Annotated in this window: 17 protein-coding genes; 6 read left to right on the top strand and 11 right to left on the bottom strand. The window is 70.9% G+C overall.

Annotation, left to right across the window (positions count from 1 at the left end; translation table 11 throughout):
- The 6 genes from OV207_RS09030 to OV207_RS09005 all read right to left on the bottom strand — a co-directional run bounded on the left by OV207_RS09030 (position 1) and on the right by OV207_RS09005 (position 4,525).
- Positions 1 to 777, bottom strand: coding sequence for a hypothetical protein (locus OV207_RS09030; RefSeq protein ID WP_267554232.1), 777 nt, complete (start codon positions 775 to 777; stop codon positions 1 to 3).
- 124 nt (positions 778 to 901) lie between these two features.
- Entirely contained in the window at positions 902 to 1,252 is a 351-nt protein-coding gene (locus OV207_RS09025; protein ID WP_267554231.1) for a hypothetical protein, read from the bottom strand.
- A gap of 121 nt (positions 1,253 to 1,373) precedes the next feature.
- Positions 1,374 to 2,390 carry an AraC family transcriptional regulator gene (locus tag OV207_RS09020; RefSeq protein ID WP_267554230.1) on the bottom strand — a complete coding sequence of 339 codons (1,017 nt, stop codon included), beginning with the start codon at positions 2,388 to 2,390 and terminating at the stop codon, positions 1,374 to 1,376.
- Positions 2,391 to 2,545: 155 nt separating this feature from the next.
- Positions 2,546 to 2,959: a DUSAM domain-containing protein gene (locus OV207_RS09015; protein WP_267554228.1), complete on the bottom strand. Its 414-nt coding sequence runs from the start codon at positions 2,957 to 2,959 to the stop codon at positions 2,546 to 2,548.
- Positions 2,956 to 3,207 carry a hypothetical protein gene (locus OV207_RS09010; protein WP_267554226.1) on the bottom strand — a complete coding sequence of 84 codons (252 nt, stop codon included), beginning with the start codon at positions 3,205 to 3,207 and terminating at the stop codon, positions 2,956 to 2,958. Before OV207_RS09010 ends, OV207_RS09015 begins: the two co-directional genes overlap by 4 nt.
- Before the next feature lie 259 nt (positions 3,208 to 3,466).
- A complete protein-coding gene (locus tag OV207_RS09005; protein ID WP_267554224.1) occupies positions 3,467 to 4,525 on the bottom strand; it encodes a hypothetical protein in 1,059 nt (352 codons plus the stop codon).
- Between the two features lie 178 nt (positions 4,526 to 4,703).
- Between OV207_RS09005 and OV207_RS09000 the strand changes: the two genes are divergently transcribed.
- Entirely contained in the window at positions 4,704 to 6,368 is a 1,665-nt protein-coding gene (locus tag OV207_RS09000; protein WP_227028058.1) for a M14 family metallopeptidase, read from the top strand.
- A 129-nt stretch (positions 6,369 to 6,497) separates the two neighbouring features.
- On the top strand, positions 6,498 to 9,278 hold the full coding sequence (locus tag OV207_RS08995; protein WP_267554221.1) for a CHAT domain-containing protein: 2,781 nt from the start codon (positions 6,498 to 6,500) through the stop codon (positions 9,276 to 9,278).
- Positions 9,279 to 9,340: 62 nt separating this feature from the next.
- Here the strand turns inward: OV207_RS08995 and OV207_RS08990 are convergent, their stop codons facing one another.
- Both OV207_RS08990 and OV207_RS08985 read right to left on the bottom strand, forming a co-directional pair.
- Positions 9,341 to 10,234: a hypothetical protein gene (locus OV207_RS08990; RefSeq protein WP_267554218.1), complete on the bottom strand. Its 894-nt coding sequence runs from the start codon at positions 10,232 to 10,234 to the stop codon at positions 9,341 to 9,343.
- Positions 10,231 to 11,139, bottom strand: coding sequence for a cupin-like domain-containing protein (locus OV207_RS08985; RefSeq protein ID WP_267554216.1), 909 nt, complete (start codon positions 11,137 to 11,139; stop codon positions 10,231 to 10,233). The genes OV207_RS08990 and OV207_RS08985 overlap by 4 nt, the downstream gene beginning before the upstream one ends.
- A gap of 188 nt (positions 11,140 to 11,327) precedes the next feature.
- Between OV207_RS08985 and OV207_RS08980 the strand changes: the two genes are divergently transcribed.
- On the top strand, positions 11,328 to 11,498 hold the full coding sequence (locus OV207_RS08980; RefSeq protein ID WP_267554214.1) for a hypothetical protein: 171 nt from the start codon (positions 11,328 to 11,330) through the stop codon (positions 11,496 to 11,498).
- Positions 11,499 to 11,537: 39 nt separating this feature from the next.
- Here OV207_RS08980 and OV207_RS08975 read toward each other — a convergent pair whose 3' ends face one another.
- The 3 genes from OV207_RS08975 to aspS form a co-directional block, all read right to left on the bottom strand.
- Positions 11,538 to 12,527, bottom strand: a complete 990-nt coding sequence (locus tag OV207_RS08975; RefSeq protein ID WP_267554212.1) for a cupin-like domain-containing protein — start codon at positions 12,525 to 12,527, stop codon at positions 11,538 to 11,540.
- A 75-nt stretch (positions 12,528 to 12,602) separates the two neighbouring features.
- A complete protein-coding gene (locus OV207_RS08970) occupies positions 12,603 to 13,856 on the bottom strand; it encodes a carbohydrate porin (protein WP_267554210.1) in 1,254 nt (417 codons plus the stop codon).
- A 263-nt stretch (positions 13,857 to 14,119) separates the two neighbouring features.
- Positions 14,120 to 15,937 (bottom strand): aspartate--tRNA ligase, encoded by a 1,818-nt coding sequence (gene aspS, locus OV207_RS08965; protein ID WP_193430244.1) that lies wholly within the window; start codon positions 15,935 to 15,937, stop codon positions 14,120 to 14,122.
- 260 nt (positions 15,938 to 16,197) lie between these two features.
- Between aspS and OV207_RS08960 the strand changes: the two genes are divergently transcribed.
- The 3 genes from OV207_RS08960 to OV207_RS08950 all read left to right on the top strand — a co-directional run bounded on the left by OV207_RS08960 (position 16,198) and on the right by OV207_RS08950 (position 18,701).
- Positions 16,198 to 17,499 (top strand): hypothetical protein, encoded by a 1,302-nt coding sequence (locus tag OV207_RS08960; protein WP_267554208.1) that lies wholly within the window; start codon positions 16,198 to 16,200, stop codon positions 17,497 to 17,499.
- An 11-nt stretch (positions 17,500 to 17,510) separates the two neighbouring features.
- A complete protein-coding gene (locus tag OV207_RS08955; protein ID WP_324291509.1) occupies positions 17,511 to 18,278 on the top strand; it encodes a hypothetical protein in 768 nt (255 codons plus the stop codon).
- A 189-nt stretch (positions 18,279 to 18,467) separates the two neighbouring features.
- On the top strand, positions 18,468 to 18,701 hold the full coding sequence (locus OV207_RS08950; protein WP_193430241.1) for a YHS domain-containing protein: 234 nt from the start codon (positions 18,468 to 18,470) through the stop codon (positions 18,699 to 18,701).
- Positions 18,702 to 18,712: the final 11 nt, after the last annotated feature.

Raw genomic sequence — 18,712 nt, 5'->3', positions numbered from 1 at the left:
TCACATGTGCGCGAGCACCATCAGCGCCACGATCCAGTCCATTCCGACCTGGAGGACCGTGTACGTGGAGCCGTCGAACGACGTGCCCAGGCCCGCGCCGAAGTGCCCGATGGACCCCGCGAAGACCTTCATCCCCACCTCCGCGCCCACGTTGAGGGGGGCGCGGCGGTTGTCCAGGGAGGGCCCCACGAGCACCCGGGCGTAGGGCGCCGCCCAGTTCGTCAGGAAGTGCTGGTAGCCCACGGTCGCGTTCAGCGACGACTCCGAGCCGAAGGACACGTTGGCCCCCAGGGTCAGCCGGCGCGCGCCCAGCCCCAGGGGCTGCACGTTGACATCCAGCGAGCCGCCCAGCCCCCCCTGCCACGGGATGCGCCAGCCGAGCGCGAACTCCACCGTCGACTTGTCCAGGCCGAGCGACTCCCAGCGCAGCCGCGACGCTCCCGTGACGTCACCGCGCGCTTCCCGGAGGTCCGCGAGCGCCAGCGCGCCCTCCTCCAGGTCCTCCTCGTAGACCTTGCGCAGCGGCGGCTCCGCGCCGTCCAGGTCGCCCTGCGCCATCCGGGACTTGCCCTGGGTCAGGCACGCGGACGTCGACCCCATCGCGCACGCCAGACCGAAGGCCCGGTCCGCCTCCTCCATCCGGTGGTCCACGGTGAGCTGCTGTCCCCAGGCCTCGCACGCCGACGCCCTTCCGCCGTTGCAGTGCTCCTCCAGCGTGGGAACCCGCGTCTGCCCCCCTCCCGTCGTCACGCACGCCACCGTCAACAGGCACGGCAACAGGCACAGCCAACGCCCAGGGAGCGCGAGGGGACCACGGGGGGCTGGAGCCACGTCCATGGTCCACATTCAAACACAACGCGGCGACACCGGGGGTGTCGACACAGCGCGTTTCGCGCGTGTTTCACCGCTCTTCGCGCGGTCCCTCCCCATCGTTGATGCCCCCCGGGTTGCGGCCGATGTCGGGCCCGTCCCCGTTGCGCTCGTCGGCCTCCTGCTCCTCGGAGTTCAGGGCACCCGAGCCGCCCACGCCCTCACGGAAGCCGTCGGCGGCCTCGCGGCTGGACTCGCGCAGACTCTCCGCGGCCTTGCTGGCCCCGTGCTGGACGTCCCGGGCGGCCTCGCCTACCTCCTGTCCCACCTGCCGGGCGTTCTCGTTGGCGGACTGCTGCTGGCGCTCATTGCAGCCCGCCGCGAGGCTCACGGTCCCAATCACCCCCAGCACGACGAGCCCATTGAACCGGCGTGTCCACATGGTGTTCTCCCTGTAGGGGCCCCGCAGGAGGAGCCCGTCCTGTCGTCAGAACCTAGGCACGGACCCTTCCGGGCGGAGTCCCGCTCCCCGCCCTGCATGGCCTTGGGGCGCCGCCTGCCTGTCAGCCCCCTGCCGCCCGGGCCCGGCGGAAGGCTTCCGGGGACGTGCGCCACCAGCGGTTGAAGGCGCGGTGGAAGGCCGCCGGGTCCGCGTACCCCAGGAGGAAGGACACCTCCGCGATGGACATGCGCCGCTGGAGGAAGCCCTGGGACAGCTCGCGGCGCAGGGACTCCACGATGCCCGCGTACGTGTAGCCCTCCGTCGCCAGCTGGCGCTGCAACATCCGGGGCGGCATGCGCAGGGCCCGGGCCACGGCGACGAAGGAGAAGTCGCCGCCTGCCAGCGTCCGGCGCACCTGTTCGCGCACCCGGCCGACCAGGGTGTCCATCACGGGCAGCCGCTCCAGGACACCGCGGGCCGGGTGTTCGAAGACGGCGTGGACCACCGGATCCGCGTGGACGAAGGGCCGGTCCGCGTCCTCGTGGGCGAACTCCAGGTCGCTGACAGGCGCGTCGAACTCCAGCGGACAGCCGAAGACGGCCTCGTGTTCGCGCAGGTCCAGGGGGGCCGCGTGGGTGAAGCGGGCTCGCAGCGGACGCACCGGCGCGCCGGTGAAGACGCTCACGCCCTGGGCCAGCTGCGCCAGGGCCACCTCCGTGAGGTGCCGGTGCGCGGGACGCCAGCAGGGGCCCACGGGGGTGAAGCGCATTCGCACGCCCCGGGGGGTGTCCTCCACGAGGAAGCGCTCGCCGTCCCCCCACACCCGCTGGTAGCGGCAGCCTCGCGCCAGGGCCTCGCGCAGGTTCGCGCTGGTGAGGATGACGAGCGACGCCGGGTCGTCCGCGTCCATGCCCGCCATGTGCAGCCCCAGGTTGTCATCCCCGGAGAGGGCCACGGCCCGCTCCAGGATGTCGTCCAGCACGGTGTAGGGGATGCGCGCTTCGGGGTCCTCCAGGTCTGCCCACCGCAGCCCCGCGTCCTGGCAGAGCCGTTCGGCGGACACGCCCCGCTTCGCCGCCGCGAACAGTCCCTGCCGGGCCAACCGGGCGGAGAGCGAAGGAGGAGCGGAGGGCGCCACGGCCGGGACGCTAGCGACGCGATGGCGCGGACGGCAAGCCGCTGTGTCGCGGACGGACAGTGCACCGGACACGCACGGGCGGCACCCTGACGCACGGCAAGGGCGCGGCCACCTACGTGCTCGGAGTGCCCGTGCGGAGCGAAGGGGTCACTTCGTCAGTCGCTACTGTCATCCTGCGAATCCGTATCGGAGGCATCTTCGGTTTCATCCAGGTGGTCGAGCGCGATCTGAAGCTGTTCCAGATAGAGCGGCACGACCTCCACGGCGGCGACGCCAGTGAGGACCTGGCGCGCAGCACCCAGGTCTCCTGCCATCTTCAACTTGTGAGACTCCACCAGGGCCCGTGAAAGCCGACGCGATCCATCGTGGATGCGTTGATGCACCTCCCGCAGGAGCGCAGCCGCTGTCTCGGGTGAGGCCAGCGCCTGATGTGCATCCTCGGAGGAGAGCGCCACGTCCATTGCTACCCGGGGAAGCAACTCTCGCAGTTCCTCCGTCACCGCCAGCCCACCATTCACCAACAGTTGGCTTCCCAGCTCCCGCACCCGGTCCCAGTCTCCCAGCGTCATCCCTTCCCTCCCTTCCCCTGACGACACATCTCGAACGGCCAGGCGTGCTGTCCCTTGCAACGTTCCATGCAGGCGTTGCAGTCCCCCGTCCAGCGCGGCTTTTTCTGGCTCGCGCAGAGCGTGTACGTGTCAATGCAGTGCTGCTTCCAACCTTCGTCCGGGTCGTCTGCCTCGGTACGCGTCGCCTTCTGGGCCTCATGCAGACTCTGCATCAGCGTGGCGGCCTCCACGGCCTCGGACGCCGTCATCCCGCATGCCTCCGCGCTCCTGAACTTCTTCCAGCAGCACAAGGTGCTTGGCTCTCCTGGACGGCAGGCGTCCGCGGCTTGTGTCAGGGAATCGCGCGCGAGGCTCCGCCCTGCCGCGGACGCAGGGAGGGCGCCCCCGGCAACGAGCCACAACGCGGAGGCCATTCCCATCCGTCGCGATGAACGCCTGTACCGCACGGGGCCTGCTGGGCTCATCGCTCCGAAGTTCATGGGTTCCTCCGCGCCCGGATGAGGCCCGTCAGTGGCCCGTGTCTTCCGGCGAGTCCGAATAGGGCTCGTCCCCGCCGTGGTCGTCCACCGGATCCTGGGGCTCGTCCGGCACGTCGACCACCGCGTCGTTGTTGTCGGGATCCAGCTCCACCTCCCCGTCCGCGTCGACCGCTTCCACGGGCCCGCGGAGGTCCTCCGGCTTGTCGAACTTGAAGCCGGGGTTCACCGCGTCCACCTCGTCCGCGCAGCCGGAGGGGCCCAGGAACAGCCGCAGCGCCTGCACCGTGTCCCAGTGGCTGTCCTTGTCGAAGAGGATCGTATCCGTGACGGTCTCCGACGCTCCCGCCGGCAGGCTGAAGTCCCCCACGGTCGTCTCCTCCAGATGGCAGGAGCACCCGTCCTCGGCATACGCCCGCAGACACGCCGTCCCCGACGCGCGCCGGCCACTGAGATTCTTCACCGTGTACGTGATGAAGTAGTCGCCTGCGGCCCGGTCCTGGCGCAAGCGGACGTCGGACACCTCGAAGTCCGCGGGCTGTGACGTCTCCATGTCCCTGGGCCGTGCGAAGCCCTCCGGCACGGGCCGGCCGGTGGGCAGGGCGTGCAACAGCTCGCTGCTCGCGTCGGGGGTGCGCTGCTGGCAGTACTTGTTCGTCGTGAACAGCCGCACCGACCGGGTCTGCTTCCAGAACGAGGGCGTCACGAGCGCCCGGTCCTCGAACGTGTCGGACGTGCCGCCCTTCACCGTGATGGCGCTCAGCCGCAGCGCTTCGATGACCGCGCCCTTGTCATCGTGCAGCCACAGGCACGCATCCCCGCGTCCCTGCACCGTGCCCGGATTGGTGAGCGTGTAGGTCGCCAACAGGCGGTCGCCGTCGTGCGCGAGCTTCACATCCGAGAACCGCAGCGGCCGGCTCACCTTCGCCGCCACCACAGGGGCCCCGGCATCGGGCACGGCCACCGCCGACGAGACCACACCCGCGTCGAGGGCGGCGGGCACCACGGCCTCCTCCTTCTTGCAGCCCGTCCCCCACCCCACCGCGCACCCCAGCAGCAGCAGCACCCCGACGACACGTCCGCGCCGCATGTCACGCCGAATCATGAAGACCCCCTCACAGCCGTCCGGCCCGGTCTCATATGGGACACCGCCCCGACGCGGCAAGTCAGCCCCCGGCACCGGCAGCGGACGCGAATGCCGGGTCTTCCGCACCCGCGCACGCGCGTGCTTGACGCCGCATGCGGGGGGCGCTCGGATGCGCGCACCTATGCCCATCCCCCAGCTGCGCACCCGCGCGGAAGCCACCGACTACCAGGAAACCTCCCGCAGCGCCGACGTGGTCGCCTTCATCGACACGCTCGTCGGCCAGACGAAGCTCGCGAAGCGCGTGGACTTCGGCCAGAGCGGAGAGGGCCAGCCGCTCATCTCCCTGGTCATCAGCGACCGCAACTGCTTCACGCCGGAGCTGGCGCAGAAGCAGAAGAAGATCATCGTGATGGTGGAGGCCAACATCCACGCCGGTGAGGTGGAGGGCAAGGAGACGCTGCTGGGGCTCGCGCGCGACCTCACCCTCACGCCGCTGGGCAAGAAGCTGCTCGACAGGCTCTGCCTCGTCTTCGTCCCCAACTTCAACCCGGACGGCAATGATCGCATCAGCCCGGGAAACCGCGCGCTCGACCTGAAGAACCTGGAGGGCCAGGTGAACCCGCCGGGCGGCGTGGGCACGCGCTACACGGGCGAGGGCTGGAACCTCAACCGCGACAACATGAAGCAGGAGGCCCCGGAGACGCGCGCGCTGGCGAAGCTGTACCAGGCGTGGTGGCCGCACCTCTTCGTGGACTGCCACACCACCGACGGCAGCATCCACGCCTTCGATCTCACCTTCGACATCCCGCACGGCAACGCGGAGCTGTTCCACATGTCTCGCGACTACAACCGCGAGCTGGCCGAGCGCGTCTCCGCCGCCGTGAAGAAGAAGCACGGCTTCGACAGCTTCTGGTACGGCAACTTCCTCAAGGAAGGCGACCCGCGCTCCGGCTGGCACACCTACCCCGCGCTGCCCCGCTTCGGCAGCCACTACCGGGGCCTGCTGGGCCGCCTGGACGTGCTGCTGGAGACCTACAGCTACATCGACTTCCCCCGCCGCTGCGCCGTCATCCGCGCCTGGGTGCTGGAGCTCATCCGCGACGCCGCCCGCTACGCCAAGGACTACCGCACCGCCACCTCCTTCGAGGAGGCGACCATCATCGCCCGCGGCAAGTCCCCGGACGTGAAGGACCTGGTCGGCATCAACTACGGCGTGGCGCAGCGCGACGCGGAGGGCGCGCTGGTGTTCGACTACCCCGCCTACGTGCTGGGCAAGGACGTCGCCGTCATCAACTCCTTCGACGAGGCCAGCATCGAGGGCCGCCGCTACCCGGGCAAGCGCCGCAAGGTCTACAAGGCGCCGCACTACCGCACCTTCGTGCCCACCCAGGCGGTGAGCACCCCGGCCGCGTACCTGGTGCCCGCGTCGCTGGCGTCCCGCCTGGAAGGCCACGGCATCCGCTTCGAGAAGCTGGCCAGCGCGCAGCGCTTCCAGGTGGACAGCTACCGCATCGCCCGCCGCGAGCAGACCTTCAGCCCGGACGTGGCCGCCAACGTGCCGCCGCCGGGGCAGAACGAGGTCCCGCTCAGCCAGAAGCCCAAGCCCGTGCGCTTCGAGACCATCCTCACCGTGGCCCCCGAGCGCTCCGAGCGCGAGTTCCCCGCCGGCACCCTCAAGGTCCCCACGGACCAGCGCACCGGCACGCTCATCACCTACCTGCTGGAGCCGCACTCGGACGACGGGTTCTGCCGCTGGCAGTTCCTCGACGACAGCCTCACGGTGGGGGAGCTGTACCCCATCCACCGGGTCGTGGAGGCCACGCGCGCCCCCTTGAAGGTGGAGTAACCGTCCGGCCAAGAACGGACGGTCCTTCGCGCCCTTTTCCCCCGGGTCTGTCGGGCCCGGGGGCATTGGCCCTAGACTGTCCTTCGCAGGACCCGCGAGAGACAGGCGGGGGCACGCGGGAGGCCCCGGATGACAGGCATGCAGCGGACGCCCCGGGGCACGCGCCTTCGGGAGGACACCGGCGTGAAGCGCGCGGGACTCGCCGTGGGTCTGGTGCTGTGCGTGGCCGTGGGCTTCGGCGCCATGCGCGCCTGGAGGCAGCACGCCCCCGCGCCCGACAGCCGCGCGCTGTGGCTGTTGGACCTGCCCACCCGGCCGCTGGAAGTGCGCCTGAGCCTTGGCGCCGCGGACGCGCACCGCCCCTATGCGCCGCCCCGGAGTCCGGACACCCTGGCCCGTCCGGTGCCGCTCGGGCCGCTGTCCGCCCTGGAGGAGCAGGGCGACGGGCACGGGGTCGCGGTCAGCTACCTGCTGCATGGCGACACGGAGCAGGCGCTCGCGCACCTGGCGCGCACGGCCCCCTCGCCGGACCGGGACAGCGACCAGGCCGCGGCCCTGCTCCTGCGCGGACGGCATGACGAGGCCCTGACGCTGCTGGATGCCACGCTCGAAGCGGCGCCCGACCATGCGCAGGCGCGCTGGAACCGGGCCGTGCTGACGCGCGACCTGGGCCTGTCGCTCGTCGCCGCCACCACCTTCGAACAACTGGCCGCGAAGGCGGAGCCCGGCTGGAGCGAGGAGGCGCGAGGGCAGGCCCAAAGCCTGCGCGACCGCCTCCAGTCGCGGGCGGAGGCCTGGAAGGCCCTGCGCGATGCGTTCCTCACCCGGCTGCGCACCCCGGACGCGCCGTTGCCGGTGGAGGCCTCCGGACGCTTCCCGGGCCTCGCGCGCGAGCGGTTCTACGACGTGCTGCGGACCTCGCAGGACGCGGCGCGGGTGCGGGAGCTGCTGCCGCTCGCGAAGGTGCTGGACCATGCGTCCGGGGACACCGTGCTGGAGGCCACCGTGCAGCGGGTGGCCGCGCTGGACTTCACCCGCCGGGCGCCGCTCGCGCGGGAGTACGCGAAGCTGGTGCTGGACGAACACCCCGCCCCCGCGGAGCTCATCGAACGTCTCCGGAAGGAGGACTCGGCCCGCGACCTGCTGCTGGAGGCCCTGCTGCGCACGCCGGGCGTGGCGCGCACACAGGAGGAGCTGCAGGCCCTGACGCGCGACGTGACGGACCCATGGATCCTCTCGCGCGTGGCGCAGGAAGGGGCACGGCTGGACGACCTCGCGGGACAGGGAGCGCAGGCGGGAGACCGGCTGCGCGCGGCGCTGTCGGAGTGCCGTGCGCGCAAGCTGCCCCTGCGCTGCGTGGACCTGCTCACGCGGCTGAGCCAGCGCGCGACCGCGTCCAACCGGCTGGTGGAGGGAGAAGAGGCCGCGCGCGCCGCGTGGCAGGAGGCCGCCGCGCTGGGTGAGTGGGAGCGCGAGGGCGCGGCGCTGGTGATGCTGGCCAACGCGACGCGCTTCCAGGTGCGCATCGCGCTGTCGCGTGCGTACCTCATGGAGACCCTGGCCCGGCAGCCGGAGGACTGTCTGGCGCGCACGCAGGCGCACCGCAACCTCGCGTCGTTGGCGCTGATGCGCTTCCGGCCCCGGGAGGCCCGGCAGGAGCTGGAGGACTCGCTGGCCTGCGGGCAGACGCCCGGACTCCAGGGGGCGTGGATCCTCGCGGACCTGGCGCGCCTGGATCCACGGCCGTCCGACGAGGCGCGCCTCCGGGCGGAGCTGGCCCGGGTGACGCCGCTGCGGGAGAACGCGGGCCGGCGCGTGCTGGCCACGCTCATCGCGGGCCGCTTCGCGGTGGACCGCGACTGGCGCGCGGGCCAGAAGGAGCTGCGCCGTGCCATCGCCGATGCGGAGCCCCTCCTGCGAAGCAACGCGGACGCGAAGGACGCCCGGGTGGTGGCCTACCGGACGCTGGCGGTGAGCGCGGGCCATGCGGGGGCCTTCCGCGAAGTCCTGGACGTGGTGGCCGAAAGCCTCCAGGTGCCCCTGCCGGACGGCTGCGTGCTGGCCGCCGCCGTGGAGGACGAGCGCACGGTGACGGTGGCGCGTGGACACCAGGGCCAGCTGAAGGGCCACTACGACGCTTCGCGAACGACCCCGCTGCGCGATGACCTCTCGGGGCTGGTGCCCGGGGAGCTGGTGGACCTGCTGCGCGACTGTCCCAGCGTGTCCGTGCTGGCCGCGCCGCCGCTGGACAGCCGCTCGGGCATCCTGCCGCCGGACCTCGCCTGGAGCTACCGCGTGGGCACGGGCGCGCATGGGCCGCCGACCGCGAGCCCCCCGATGCATGTCGTGGTGTCGGACGTGGAGCCGCCCGCGACCCTGAGGCTGGCGCGCCTGCCCTCCTCCGCGGAGGTGGACCTGGAGGGTGCGCAGCGGCTCTTGCGCCTCAAGGGCTCGCAGGCCACGCCGGAGCGCGTGCTGGAGGCGATGGAGCAGGCCACCGACATCGACATCCACGCGCACGGCGTGGTGGACCGCGCGCTGTCGGACGCCACGGTCATCGCGCTGTCGCCGCAGCAGGACGGCCGCTACGCGCTCACCGCGGAGGAGCTGCGCCGTCGGCGGTTCCTCGGCGCGCCGCTGGTGGTGCTGGGCGCCTGCAGCGCGGCCCACCTCCCGCCGCTGCTGCACCAGACGTCATCGCTGCCGCAGGCCTTCGTCGCCTCGGGCGCGCGCGCCGTCTTCGCGGCCACGGCGGAGATCCCCAACGACGCGGGGGCGTTCTTCCGCGCGGTGCGCGAGCGCATCCTGTCCGGCACGGAGCCCTCGCAGGCCCTGCGCGCCGAACGGCTCGACTGGCACGAGAAGCAGCCCGGAATGCGCTGGGTGGACAAGGTGCTGCTGTACCAGTAGCCCCGCCAGGGCCGGCGCGCGAACCCCAAGGCCTGCTCCACGGGCCCCCGCGGGCAGGCCCTTCAGTCCCGGGGAGGCAGCGGCGACGGCAGCGGCTCCGCGTCGGAGTCCCACGTCACGTTCGGCTCCGGCAGCGCGAACGCCTCGAAGGAGACGGCGACTCCGCCCTCCGGCGCGACGAAGCCGTACCACCAGCCCACGGGCAGCAGCAGCAGCTCCCCGGGCGACAGCTCCACGTCCAGGCTCAACGGTGCCTCCCCGCCCTCCGCAGGCGAGGCCACGCGCCGCAGCTCGAAGGCGGGGATGAGCTGGAGCCGCCGCACCCCGTGCACCTGCGCCAGCAGCACGTTGCGCCGCGAAGCGCGCAGCGGGACCTCCGCGCCCCCAGGCTCCCACCACAGGCGGGGCTCGCACGCGCGCACGTCCGCCAGCGTGAGGCCCCCTGGCGCCGGCAGCTCCCGCGCCAGCGGCTCCAGCCGAGGCTCCCCGAACAGCGGCACGCAGCACGCGTGACGCGCCTCCCGCTCCCCCAGCCGCGCCGCCACGCGCTCCGGGGTCCACTCCCCCGAAGTCAGCGAGGCCGCCCAGCCATCGCGCAGCACCACCGGCAGGTTCTGGAAGTAGTAGCGCTCGAAGAAGGCGGCGGGCGTCAGCGCGGCGTGACGGTCCACCCGGGGCGGCGCCTCCGTCTGCAGGAACAGCTCCGCGTACACGTCCAGCAGCCCCTCCAGCTTGCGCTGCATCCCCACCGCGCGCAGGGCCCCCTCGACGAAGGGCTCCCGCGCTTCCGCCTCCACCGCCTGACGCGCCCGCTCCGCCGTCACGCCCGCCTTCTCCAGCGCCGTCACCAGTTCCCCCCGCGCCGTGCCGCGCAGCAGGTTCTCCACCAACCACCGCCGCCACTCGGGCGCCAGCGGCGCTCCGCCATCCACTCCCACTTCGCGCGAGGGACTCATCGGTGCTCCTCCTGGGGCGTGGCCCCCAGCCAGCCCTCCCGCCAGCAGGTGTTGAGACCGGGGGTCTGCTCGAAGCTCACGAACGTCACGGACAGGCTCGCGTCCAGGGCATGCAGCGCATGCCACCAGCCCACGGGGATGAAGAGCGTGTCTCCCGGCCCCACCTCCACCGTGTGGAGCGCCACGCGAGCGAAGTCCGGGAAGCGCGCGGTGTCCGGCACGAGCACGTCCACCGCGCTGTAGAAACCGCGCTCGTTGGCCATCCACGGCGTCTCCCACGATGGCGCCAGCCACACCCGCTTGCGCCCCCACACCTGGCAGAAGAGGACGTTGAGGTGGTCGTGGTGCAGGTTCGACAGCGTCCCCGCCGGCCCCAGCCACAGGTGCACGCGGTCGGGTTCGCGCAGGTCCGGGTGGATGTAGCCCTCCGGCCCTCGCAGGTCCTCCAGCAGCGGGAGGAAGGCCTCGCGCAACAGCAGGCTGTTGCGCGCCACCAGATACATGTCGTTCGTCGGCGCACCGTCGAAGCGGGCCAGCAGCTCGCGCAGCGGCACCTCCCGGCGCAGCCGGTCCGCGTGGAAGTCAGGCAGGGCCTGGGCCTCGCGTCCCGCCATCACCTCCACCGTCTCATCTCCGAAATGCTCGGCCATCCACGCGGGCGTCCACCGCCGCATCGCCGGCCAGTCCTCCAACAGCCCTTCAATGACCACCGGTCGGTTGCGCCGGTAGTAATGGGTGAAGAACTCCGCTGGAGACAGACGCTGACACCGCTCCACCCGCGCCTCACCCCGCGCTTGTCTTTGCAGCTCCGACCGCGTCGCGAGCAGGGATTCCAGTGAACCCAACCGTGTCGCATGGGTCCGACCGTCGCCCACCGCGGGGTGGTGTTCAGCTTCAAGGACCATTTCCCGGACGACCTCCGGCGCCACTCCCGCCGCCTCCAACAGGGCTCCGAGCCTCGCGGAAGAAACCCCACGCACAAGGTTCTGCGCGAGCCACGTCTTCCATTCAGGGGGGATGATTGATTTCAGCATCGGCCCCCCGTGTCGGGCTGAACCTGTTGGGTTGTCCACATCCACCTTGAGCGGACTCCATGACGCCTCCTTCGAACTCGCACAAGATCGTCCCGAATCCCTCGCCGCCCTTCTCGCCCGGGGAATACGAGAAGGAAGACCCGCGCCGGCGCCCGCCGCCCGAGCCCCCCGCGCCCACGCCGCCACCGCCCACGCCGCCGCTGCCTGAAACAGAAACGCAGCCGGCCTGAAATCTCAACGCGACGCCTGCGAATGCAAGGCACACCTCCTCAACCGGAGGTGTGCCACCGTGCATTGCCGCCCGGCAGGTCCAGGGATTGGAACGTCACCGACACGCTCACGTCGAGCGCATGCACCTGGTGCCACCAGCCCACCGGGATGAAGAGCAGCTCGCCGGGCCCCAGCACCACCTCGCGCACGTGCGCCGTGCCGAAGGCGGGGAAGCGCGCCAGGTCCGGCGCCGACGCGTCCACCGCGCTCCACACGTGCGTGTGGTTGTACACGCGCGCCGTCTCGAACGAGGGAACCAGCCAGAAGCGCTTGCGCCCATGCACCTGGCCGAACATCACCGAGTCCACGTCATGGTGCAGCGCCGTGCGCGTGCCGGCCGGGCCCACCCACAGCTTGATGCCTCCGGGCGCGGGCCGGGGGTGCAGGAAGCCGGGAGGAAAGCGCACGTCGTCCAGCAGCCCGCGCAGCTCCGGCCGCTCCAGCGCGAAGTTGCGCGCGGTGAGGTACAGATCATTGGTGGGCCCGCCGTGCTCCAGCCGGTGGAGGAAGTCCGCCAGCCGCATCACCGTGCGGCACGCATCCGGGGACACGTCATGGTCCAAGCGGGCCTCGCGGCCCGTCATGACCTCCACCTCCACGTCCCCGTGCGTGCGCGCGAGCGCCTCCGGCCGCCAGTGCTCCAGCAGCGGCCAGTCCTCCAGGAAGTCCTCCAGGATGACGGGCTGGTGCGCGCGGTAGTAGCGGTCGCGGAACTCGTCGGCGGACACGCCCCGCCGCCGCTCCACCCCCACCCCTGCCTGTGCATGCAGCGCGGCGCGGACGTCCAGCAGCGACGCCACCTCCGCGCCCAGCGCCACGTGCCGGGCCCCCGCCTCCACCGCCGGGTGGCGGGCCGCGCGCTCCACTTCCCGCCGCGCGTCCTCCGCGTCCACCCCCTCGGAGACCAGCACCCGGGTCAGCGCTTCCGCCGCCACGCCGCGCAGCAGGTTCTCCGACAGCCATGCATGCCACGAGGGTGACAGGGCCATGTCGCCACTCTAGGCCACCCGAGAAGCGGCACGGCAGGGGGGCATCCGCCCACACGCGCGTCCCACTGGAATCCTTCAGAGGCTCAGGGCGCCCTTGAGGCCCAGCACGATGACGTTGCGCGCGTCCTCGTTGGCGCCCGGGCGGATGAGCTGGAGGTTGGGCCGCAGCACCAGCCACGGCGTCGCGCGGAGGCTGTAGAACAGCTCGCCCAGGTACTCCGTGCCGGGGACCCGCGTGGTGGGGTCCTGCAACCGCTTCAGCCGCTGGGACGTGACGTACCGGCCATTGGAGTGCGTGCGGCCCAGCGCGAACCCCACGTCGTCATCCGCCCGGCCGAAGACGCCCGTGTACTCCAGGCCCGCGGTGTACTGGCTGTCCACATTGGAGGTGTTCCGGTCCGTGTGCGTGAGGCGCACGAAGACGTTGAGCCTCTGGGCCTTGTTCGGCGCGTTGGGGACGTGGGTGACCTGCTGGCGCGCCACGAAGTACGCGCCATAGCGCCCGCTGCGCACCTCGCCGTCCAGCAGCACGTCGCTCGCGTTGGATGTGTCGTACCAGGCGCCCAGCTTGTAGAGCCCCTCCAGCGTCCCCCCGAGGAACTTCGGGTTCCACCCCACCTCCAGCGGCAGCATCACCCCCGTCGCCCCGCTGAAGCGCCCCAGGTAGAAGGACGGGTCCAGGTTGCGCGGGTTCACCTCGTACGCGGCGAGCTGCACGTAGCCCCCCTTCGCCACGTCCAGGCGCAGCCGCGTGCCCCACTGGCTCACCGGCCAGTTGAACCAGTAGTTGCCCACGAGGTTGCCGGGCTGCGCGCCGCAGAAGGACAGGTTCTGGAAGTCGCAGGGGAAGTCCGCCGTGTCCTCGCCCATCGTGACGCGGCCCAGCTTCCAGTGCACGCGGCCGTCCCAGAAGCGCTGCTCGTACCAGAGCTGCGTGAGGCGCCCCACGTTGCCGCGGCCGTACACCTCCTGCACCAGTTGGAGGTTCCCCAGCTCCATGTCCGCGCCCAGGTTGTTGCCGTTGCGGTGCGTGAAGGTGAACTGGAAGGTGCCGCCCTTCACCCCCGCCAGCTTCTCCAGGTCCACGCCGAGCCCCACGTCGAGCTGGCCCGCCTGCCGCAGCGCATGCCCCTTGCCGCCGCGCGCGTTGAAGGCCAGCTCCGTCGCGTAGCGGACCTGGAGCGCCACGCCCATCTCGAAGAGCAGCCCGCGCGCGCCGCCCCAGCCGCCGGTGAGCCCCGGGGGCATCTTCGTCTCGGCCGCCAGCCCCGTGCCCGAGCCCAGCAGGGCCCACGCCAACATCCCGCCCACCCAGGCCTGCTTCCGCATCGCCGTCCGGCCCTCCCCCACGCACGCCACCGTTCCTCAATGGCAACGCGTCCGGGGATGTCCAGCCGGCCAGCGGGACCGTCCGTCACCTTCCCGGCACCCATCCCGGCCTCCTGGAGGGGCGTGGGGTGAGGCGAAGGACGAAGGGGCGCCCGGGGTGTCCACCACCGGGCGTCACGGGCCGGGGCCTGGTGCTCACGACAGGACCCCGCGCCGTCCCGCGCGGACACGCGGGACGGGGGGCCTTCGGAAGGCGGTGCTGACTACTTCTGCGGCAGCGGCACGGTGCGCACGTGCAGCTCGCGCAGCTGCTTCTCGTCCACGTCGCCGGGCGCGCCCGTCATCGTGTCGGTGCCCGTCTTCGTCTTGGGGAAGGGGATCACGTCGCGCAGGGACTCCGCGCCCGTCAGCAGCATCACCAGCCGGTCCATGCCCAGCGCGATGCCACCGTGCGGGGGCGCGCCGAACTTGAGCGCGTCCAGCAGGAAGCCGAACTTCGTGCGCGCCTCCTCCTCCTGGATGCCCAGCGCCTGGAACACCTCCGACTGCACCTTCGGATCATGCAGGCGGATGGAGCCGCCGCCGATCTCGAAGCCGTTGAGCACCACGTCGTAGCGGTGGCACTTCACGCGGCCCGGATCCGTCAGCAGGAACGGCACGTCCTCGTCGTGCGGACGGGTGAAGGCGTGGTGCGCCGCCGCCCAGGTGTTCGTGTCCTCGTCGAACTCGAAGAGGGGCGGGTTCACGACCCAGAGGAACTTCCACTGGCCGCCGCTGCCGTACTCGGGGATGAGGCCCAGCTTCTTCGCCACGTGCACGCGCAGGTTCGCCATCACCGTGTGCACCAGCGACTCGCGGCCGAACTGGAACAGCAAGAGGTCGCCCGGCTTCGCGTTGCACGCCTGGTTGATGGCCAGCCGCAGCGCCGGCGTGATGGTCTTGGACAGCGGGGACTGGGTCCACTCGCCGCCCTCGCCCACCTTCGCGCGCGCCAGGCCCTTCGCGCCCGCCTGCTTCGCGAAGTCCTCCAGCTTGTCGCTCTCCGCGCGGGACAGCGCCTTCTCCGCCGGGACGACCATCGCCTTGACGATGCCCTTCTCCTGCACCGCGTCCCACATCATGGGCACGCCGCCCTGGGCGCCATGCTCCCGGATGAGGTCGGTGAGCACGATGTGCTCCAGGCCGAACCGCAGGTCCGGCTTGTCGTTGCCGTACTTCGCCATGGACTCGTAGAAGTCCATCCGCTGGAACGGCGTGGGGATGTCCAGGCCCAGCACCTCGCCCCACAGCTTCTTCAGCAGCCCTTCGATGATGGTGAAGATGTCGTCCTGGGTGACGAAGCTCATCTCCACGTCGATCTGCGTGAACTCCGGCTGCCGGTCCAGGCGCAGGTCCTCGTCGCGGAAGCACTTCACGATCTGGAAGTACCGGTCGAAGCCCGCGACCATGAACAGCTGCTTGTACAGCTGCGGGCTCTCCGCCAGCGCGTAGAACTTGCCCGGGTTCAGCCGGCTGGGCACCAGGAAGTTGCGCGCGCCGCCCGGCGTGTACTTGCCCATGAAGGGCGTCTCCAGCTCCAGGAAGCTGTTCCCGTTCATGTACTGACGGGTGAGCGCGTTCATCTTCGAGCGCGTCATCAGCGTGCGCTGCAGGGGCCCCCGGCGCAGGTCCAGGTAACGGTGCGACAGCCGCTTCTCCTCGGACGTGTCCACGTTGTCCTCGATGAGGAACGGCGTGGGCTCCGAACGGTTGAAGATGGTCAGGTCCGAGGCCTTCACCTCGATCTCCCCCGTCTTCATCTTCGGGTTCACGTTCTTGCCGCGCGACAGCACCTTGCCCTTGATGCCGACGCAGAACTCCAGGCGCAGGCTGCCCGCGATGTCATGGGCCTCCTTGCTGTCCGGCTCGAACACCACCTGCGTCAGCCCCTCGCGGTCCCGCAGGTCGATGAACACCGCGCCGCCGTGGTCGCGGCGGTTGTGCACCCAGCCGAAGAGGACGACCTCTTCGCCGACGTTCGCGGCCGTGAGCTGACCGCAGGTATGGGTACGCTTGACCTCGGAGATGAACGGGACCGCCATGGAGACCGCCTGCGTTTTGTTCGTGAAGGAAGGCCGGGCACCATAGCGGATCGAGGAAACAGCGCGTCAAGGAATCCCACCCGGGGTGGGCCCGCGTGCTGGCCGCCCGCCAGGCGGTGCGCCCGGGGGAGCCCGTCCGGGTGCGTGGGCCTGCCGTGGCCCCCAGCGGGACGGGCCGGAAGACGGACCGGCGGAGCCTCGAGCCTGCTCACACCCGGAGGGGAATACACGTTCTGGGCGGTCCGGAGTAAAACGGAGTCATGCTCCGAACAGTCATCACCGCCGCCGTCGGGCTGGGACTGCTGGCCTCTGGCTGCGCGCCGGACAGCGAGGCGCCCGTCAAGGTCTCCGTCCTCTCCCGCTCCAGCAACGGCCAATACGTCCCCACCCAGGTCGAACTCACCACCATCGAGGACATCGTCGGGCTCAAGGGCTCCGTCGGCGACCTGCAAGGGGGCGCCCGCATCGTCATCGACGTGAATGATCCGGCGCTCGGCAACGCGACGGAGGACACCATCGCGGAGGTGCTGCTCAAGAAGGCCGGCCACGACGTGAAGGCCAGCTACATCACCCAGCCGGACCCCACCACGGGCGAGGACGTCCTGTGGCCCGCGGACTTCCACACCTGGAACATGGCGACCTCGTATTACAACCTCGAGCGCGCCAACGAGTACTTCCGCACCGTCGGGAACGTGAAGGTGGCCGAGTTCGAGCCGGTCCCCACGCTCTACTACTTCCCGGAATTCATCATCGCGCAGACCAGCAAGGAGCCGGCGCGCGACAACGCCATCTTCTACCCCATCCTCCAGTCGTTCCTGGTGCTGCCGTTCGAGCAGATCCAGCGCGCGCCCCTGCCGCTCAACGCGGCCGTGATGGCGCACGAGTACTCGCACCTGGTCTTCAACCGCCTGGCGTACGCCACCCAGTCGCTGCCGGAGGCGTTGATCGTCTGGTCCCAGCAGAGCCCCAGCCTGGGCGCCAACGTGCTCAAGTCCTTCGACGAGGGGCTCGCGGACTACCACGCCTACGGGGCCACCTGCCGCAGCCCCAGCGGGTGTGATCCGCGCTTCCTCTCCACCACCTTCGACAACGGCCCCTTCTCCGCCATCACGGACGAGCGGGACCTGTCGCGCTCGGACCGCTGCATGAGCCAGGATCTCTACAACAGCCTGGTGGGCCAGGACGTGAACACCTTCTCGGCCAGGGGCAACGAGTACAAGGTCGGCACGCTGCTGGCGACCGCGCTCTACCAGGCGGGCCGCGCCTCCGGACAGGAGGCGGTGCTCCAGCGCGCCGTCGTCGCCGCCTACTACGACACGAACGAAAGCAACCCCGGCATCTTCCAGCTCACCCAGCGCTTCCTGCCCAACCAGGAGCGGTTCAGTCTGGCCGTGCCGGCGCTGGCCATCATCGGCCACATCGGGGACCTGGAGCTGCGCAAGGCGGTGTGCAACGAGTTCGTGGACCACCTGCGGATCCCGCGCGAACAACTCATCATCGACAACTACTGCCCGCCCAGCACGGCGGCGGGCTCCACCTGCCCGAGCATCGTCACCGAATGAGGCCCGCTCCCTTGAACACCCTGCTCAAGGCCTGCCTCGCTGGCGGCCTGCTCCTCGCGGCTCCCGCGCTCGCCCAGTCCGACGAGGACGACCCGTACGCCTATCCGGACGACGAAGCCGCCCGCGCCGCGGACAAGGCCCGGCAGGACGATGACGAAGCCTACGAGCGACGTCGCAAGCTGGTGGACGAAACCGACGAGTTCCGCGAGGCCTCCGAGCTCGAGAACGACGACGGCTTCAACAAGCTCTCCCGCCTGGACGACCCCAACCTGGGCGTCGCGGTGGAGCTGGGCGCCGGCATGCTCCTGGTGGACAGCGCCCGCGGTGACTTCTCCGACAACCGGCCCGCGGTGGGCGTGCGCGCCACCTGGGAGTTCGGCCGCTCGCTCGACAATGAACCCCTGCGCGAGGCCCTCTTCGCCGACCTGCGGTGGCTCTACGGCAGCCTCAGTGACGGCACGGATTTCATCAAGGGGGACACGCGGCTTCACTACTTCACCCTCGCGCCCGCCTACCTGTTGCGCTTCGGGCAGTCCGCCTTCGGCATCTACGCGCAGGCCGGCGGCGGCATCGCCTACCAGAACACCGGCATCACCGTGGGCGACACCGAGACGAAGGTGAACGGCCTCAAGCCCGTCATCCAGTACGGCATCGGCCTGCGCGGGCGGCCCGCCCTCTCGCGCAACCTGCACCTCACCCTGCGCATCGAGGCCATGGGCCTGCGCCGGGGCTACGCCAACGACTTCTTCGTGGGCGGCAGCGCTGGCGTCGGCTTCTGAGCGGACCTCCCAGCCCCCCGCCCCCCTTCCCTCCAGGGAGGCCGGAAGCGGGGGCTGAACTTTCTTCCCGCCCCGTCCGCCCCGTCCCACCTCCTTGCTTGGCGTTCCAAGGAGGTGGGCCGCTGGCATGCACCCTGCTTACATCCGCGCCGGGTGGGGGAGTCAGGGGCGTAGGGCTGGAGGTGGAAGATGAAGGGCGTTCAGGAACAGGGGCAGGGCAAGCACTGGGACCCCGTGTGCGGCAGGCAACTGGAGGCCCCGGAGGGCAATCCGTCATCGGAGTACAAGAAGCGCCGGTACTTCTTCTGTTCGGAGGGCTGCCGCACCGCCTTCGAGCGTCAGGCGGAGCGCTTCCGTCTCAACGAGCTGGCGCGGGCCGGCGCGCTGATGTCACCGGGCCGGGTCCGCTGGGGGCTTGCGTAGATGGCAGGCGG

Origin of the sequence: Corallococcus sp. BB11-1 (genome assembly GCF_026626625.1) — a bacterium.
GTDB classification, from domain to species: domain Bacteria; phylum Myxococcota; class Myxococcia; order Myxococcales; family Myxococcaceae; genus Corallococcus; species Corallococcus soli.
This window is presented reverse-complemented; position numbering and strand designations above follow the sequence as displayed.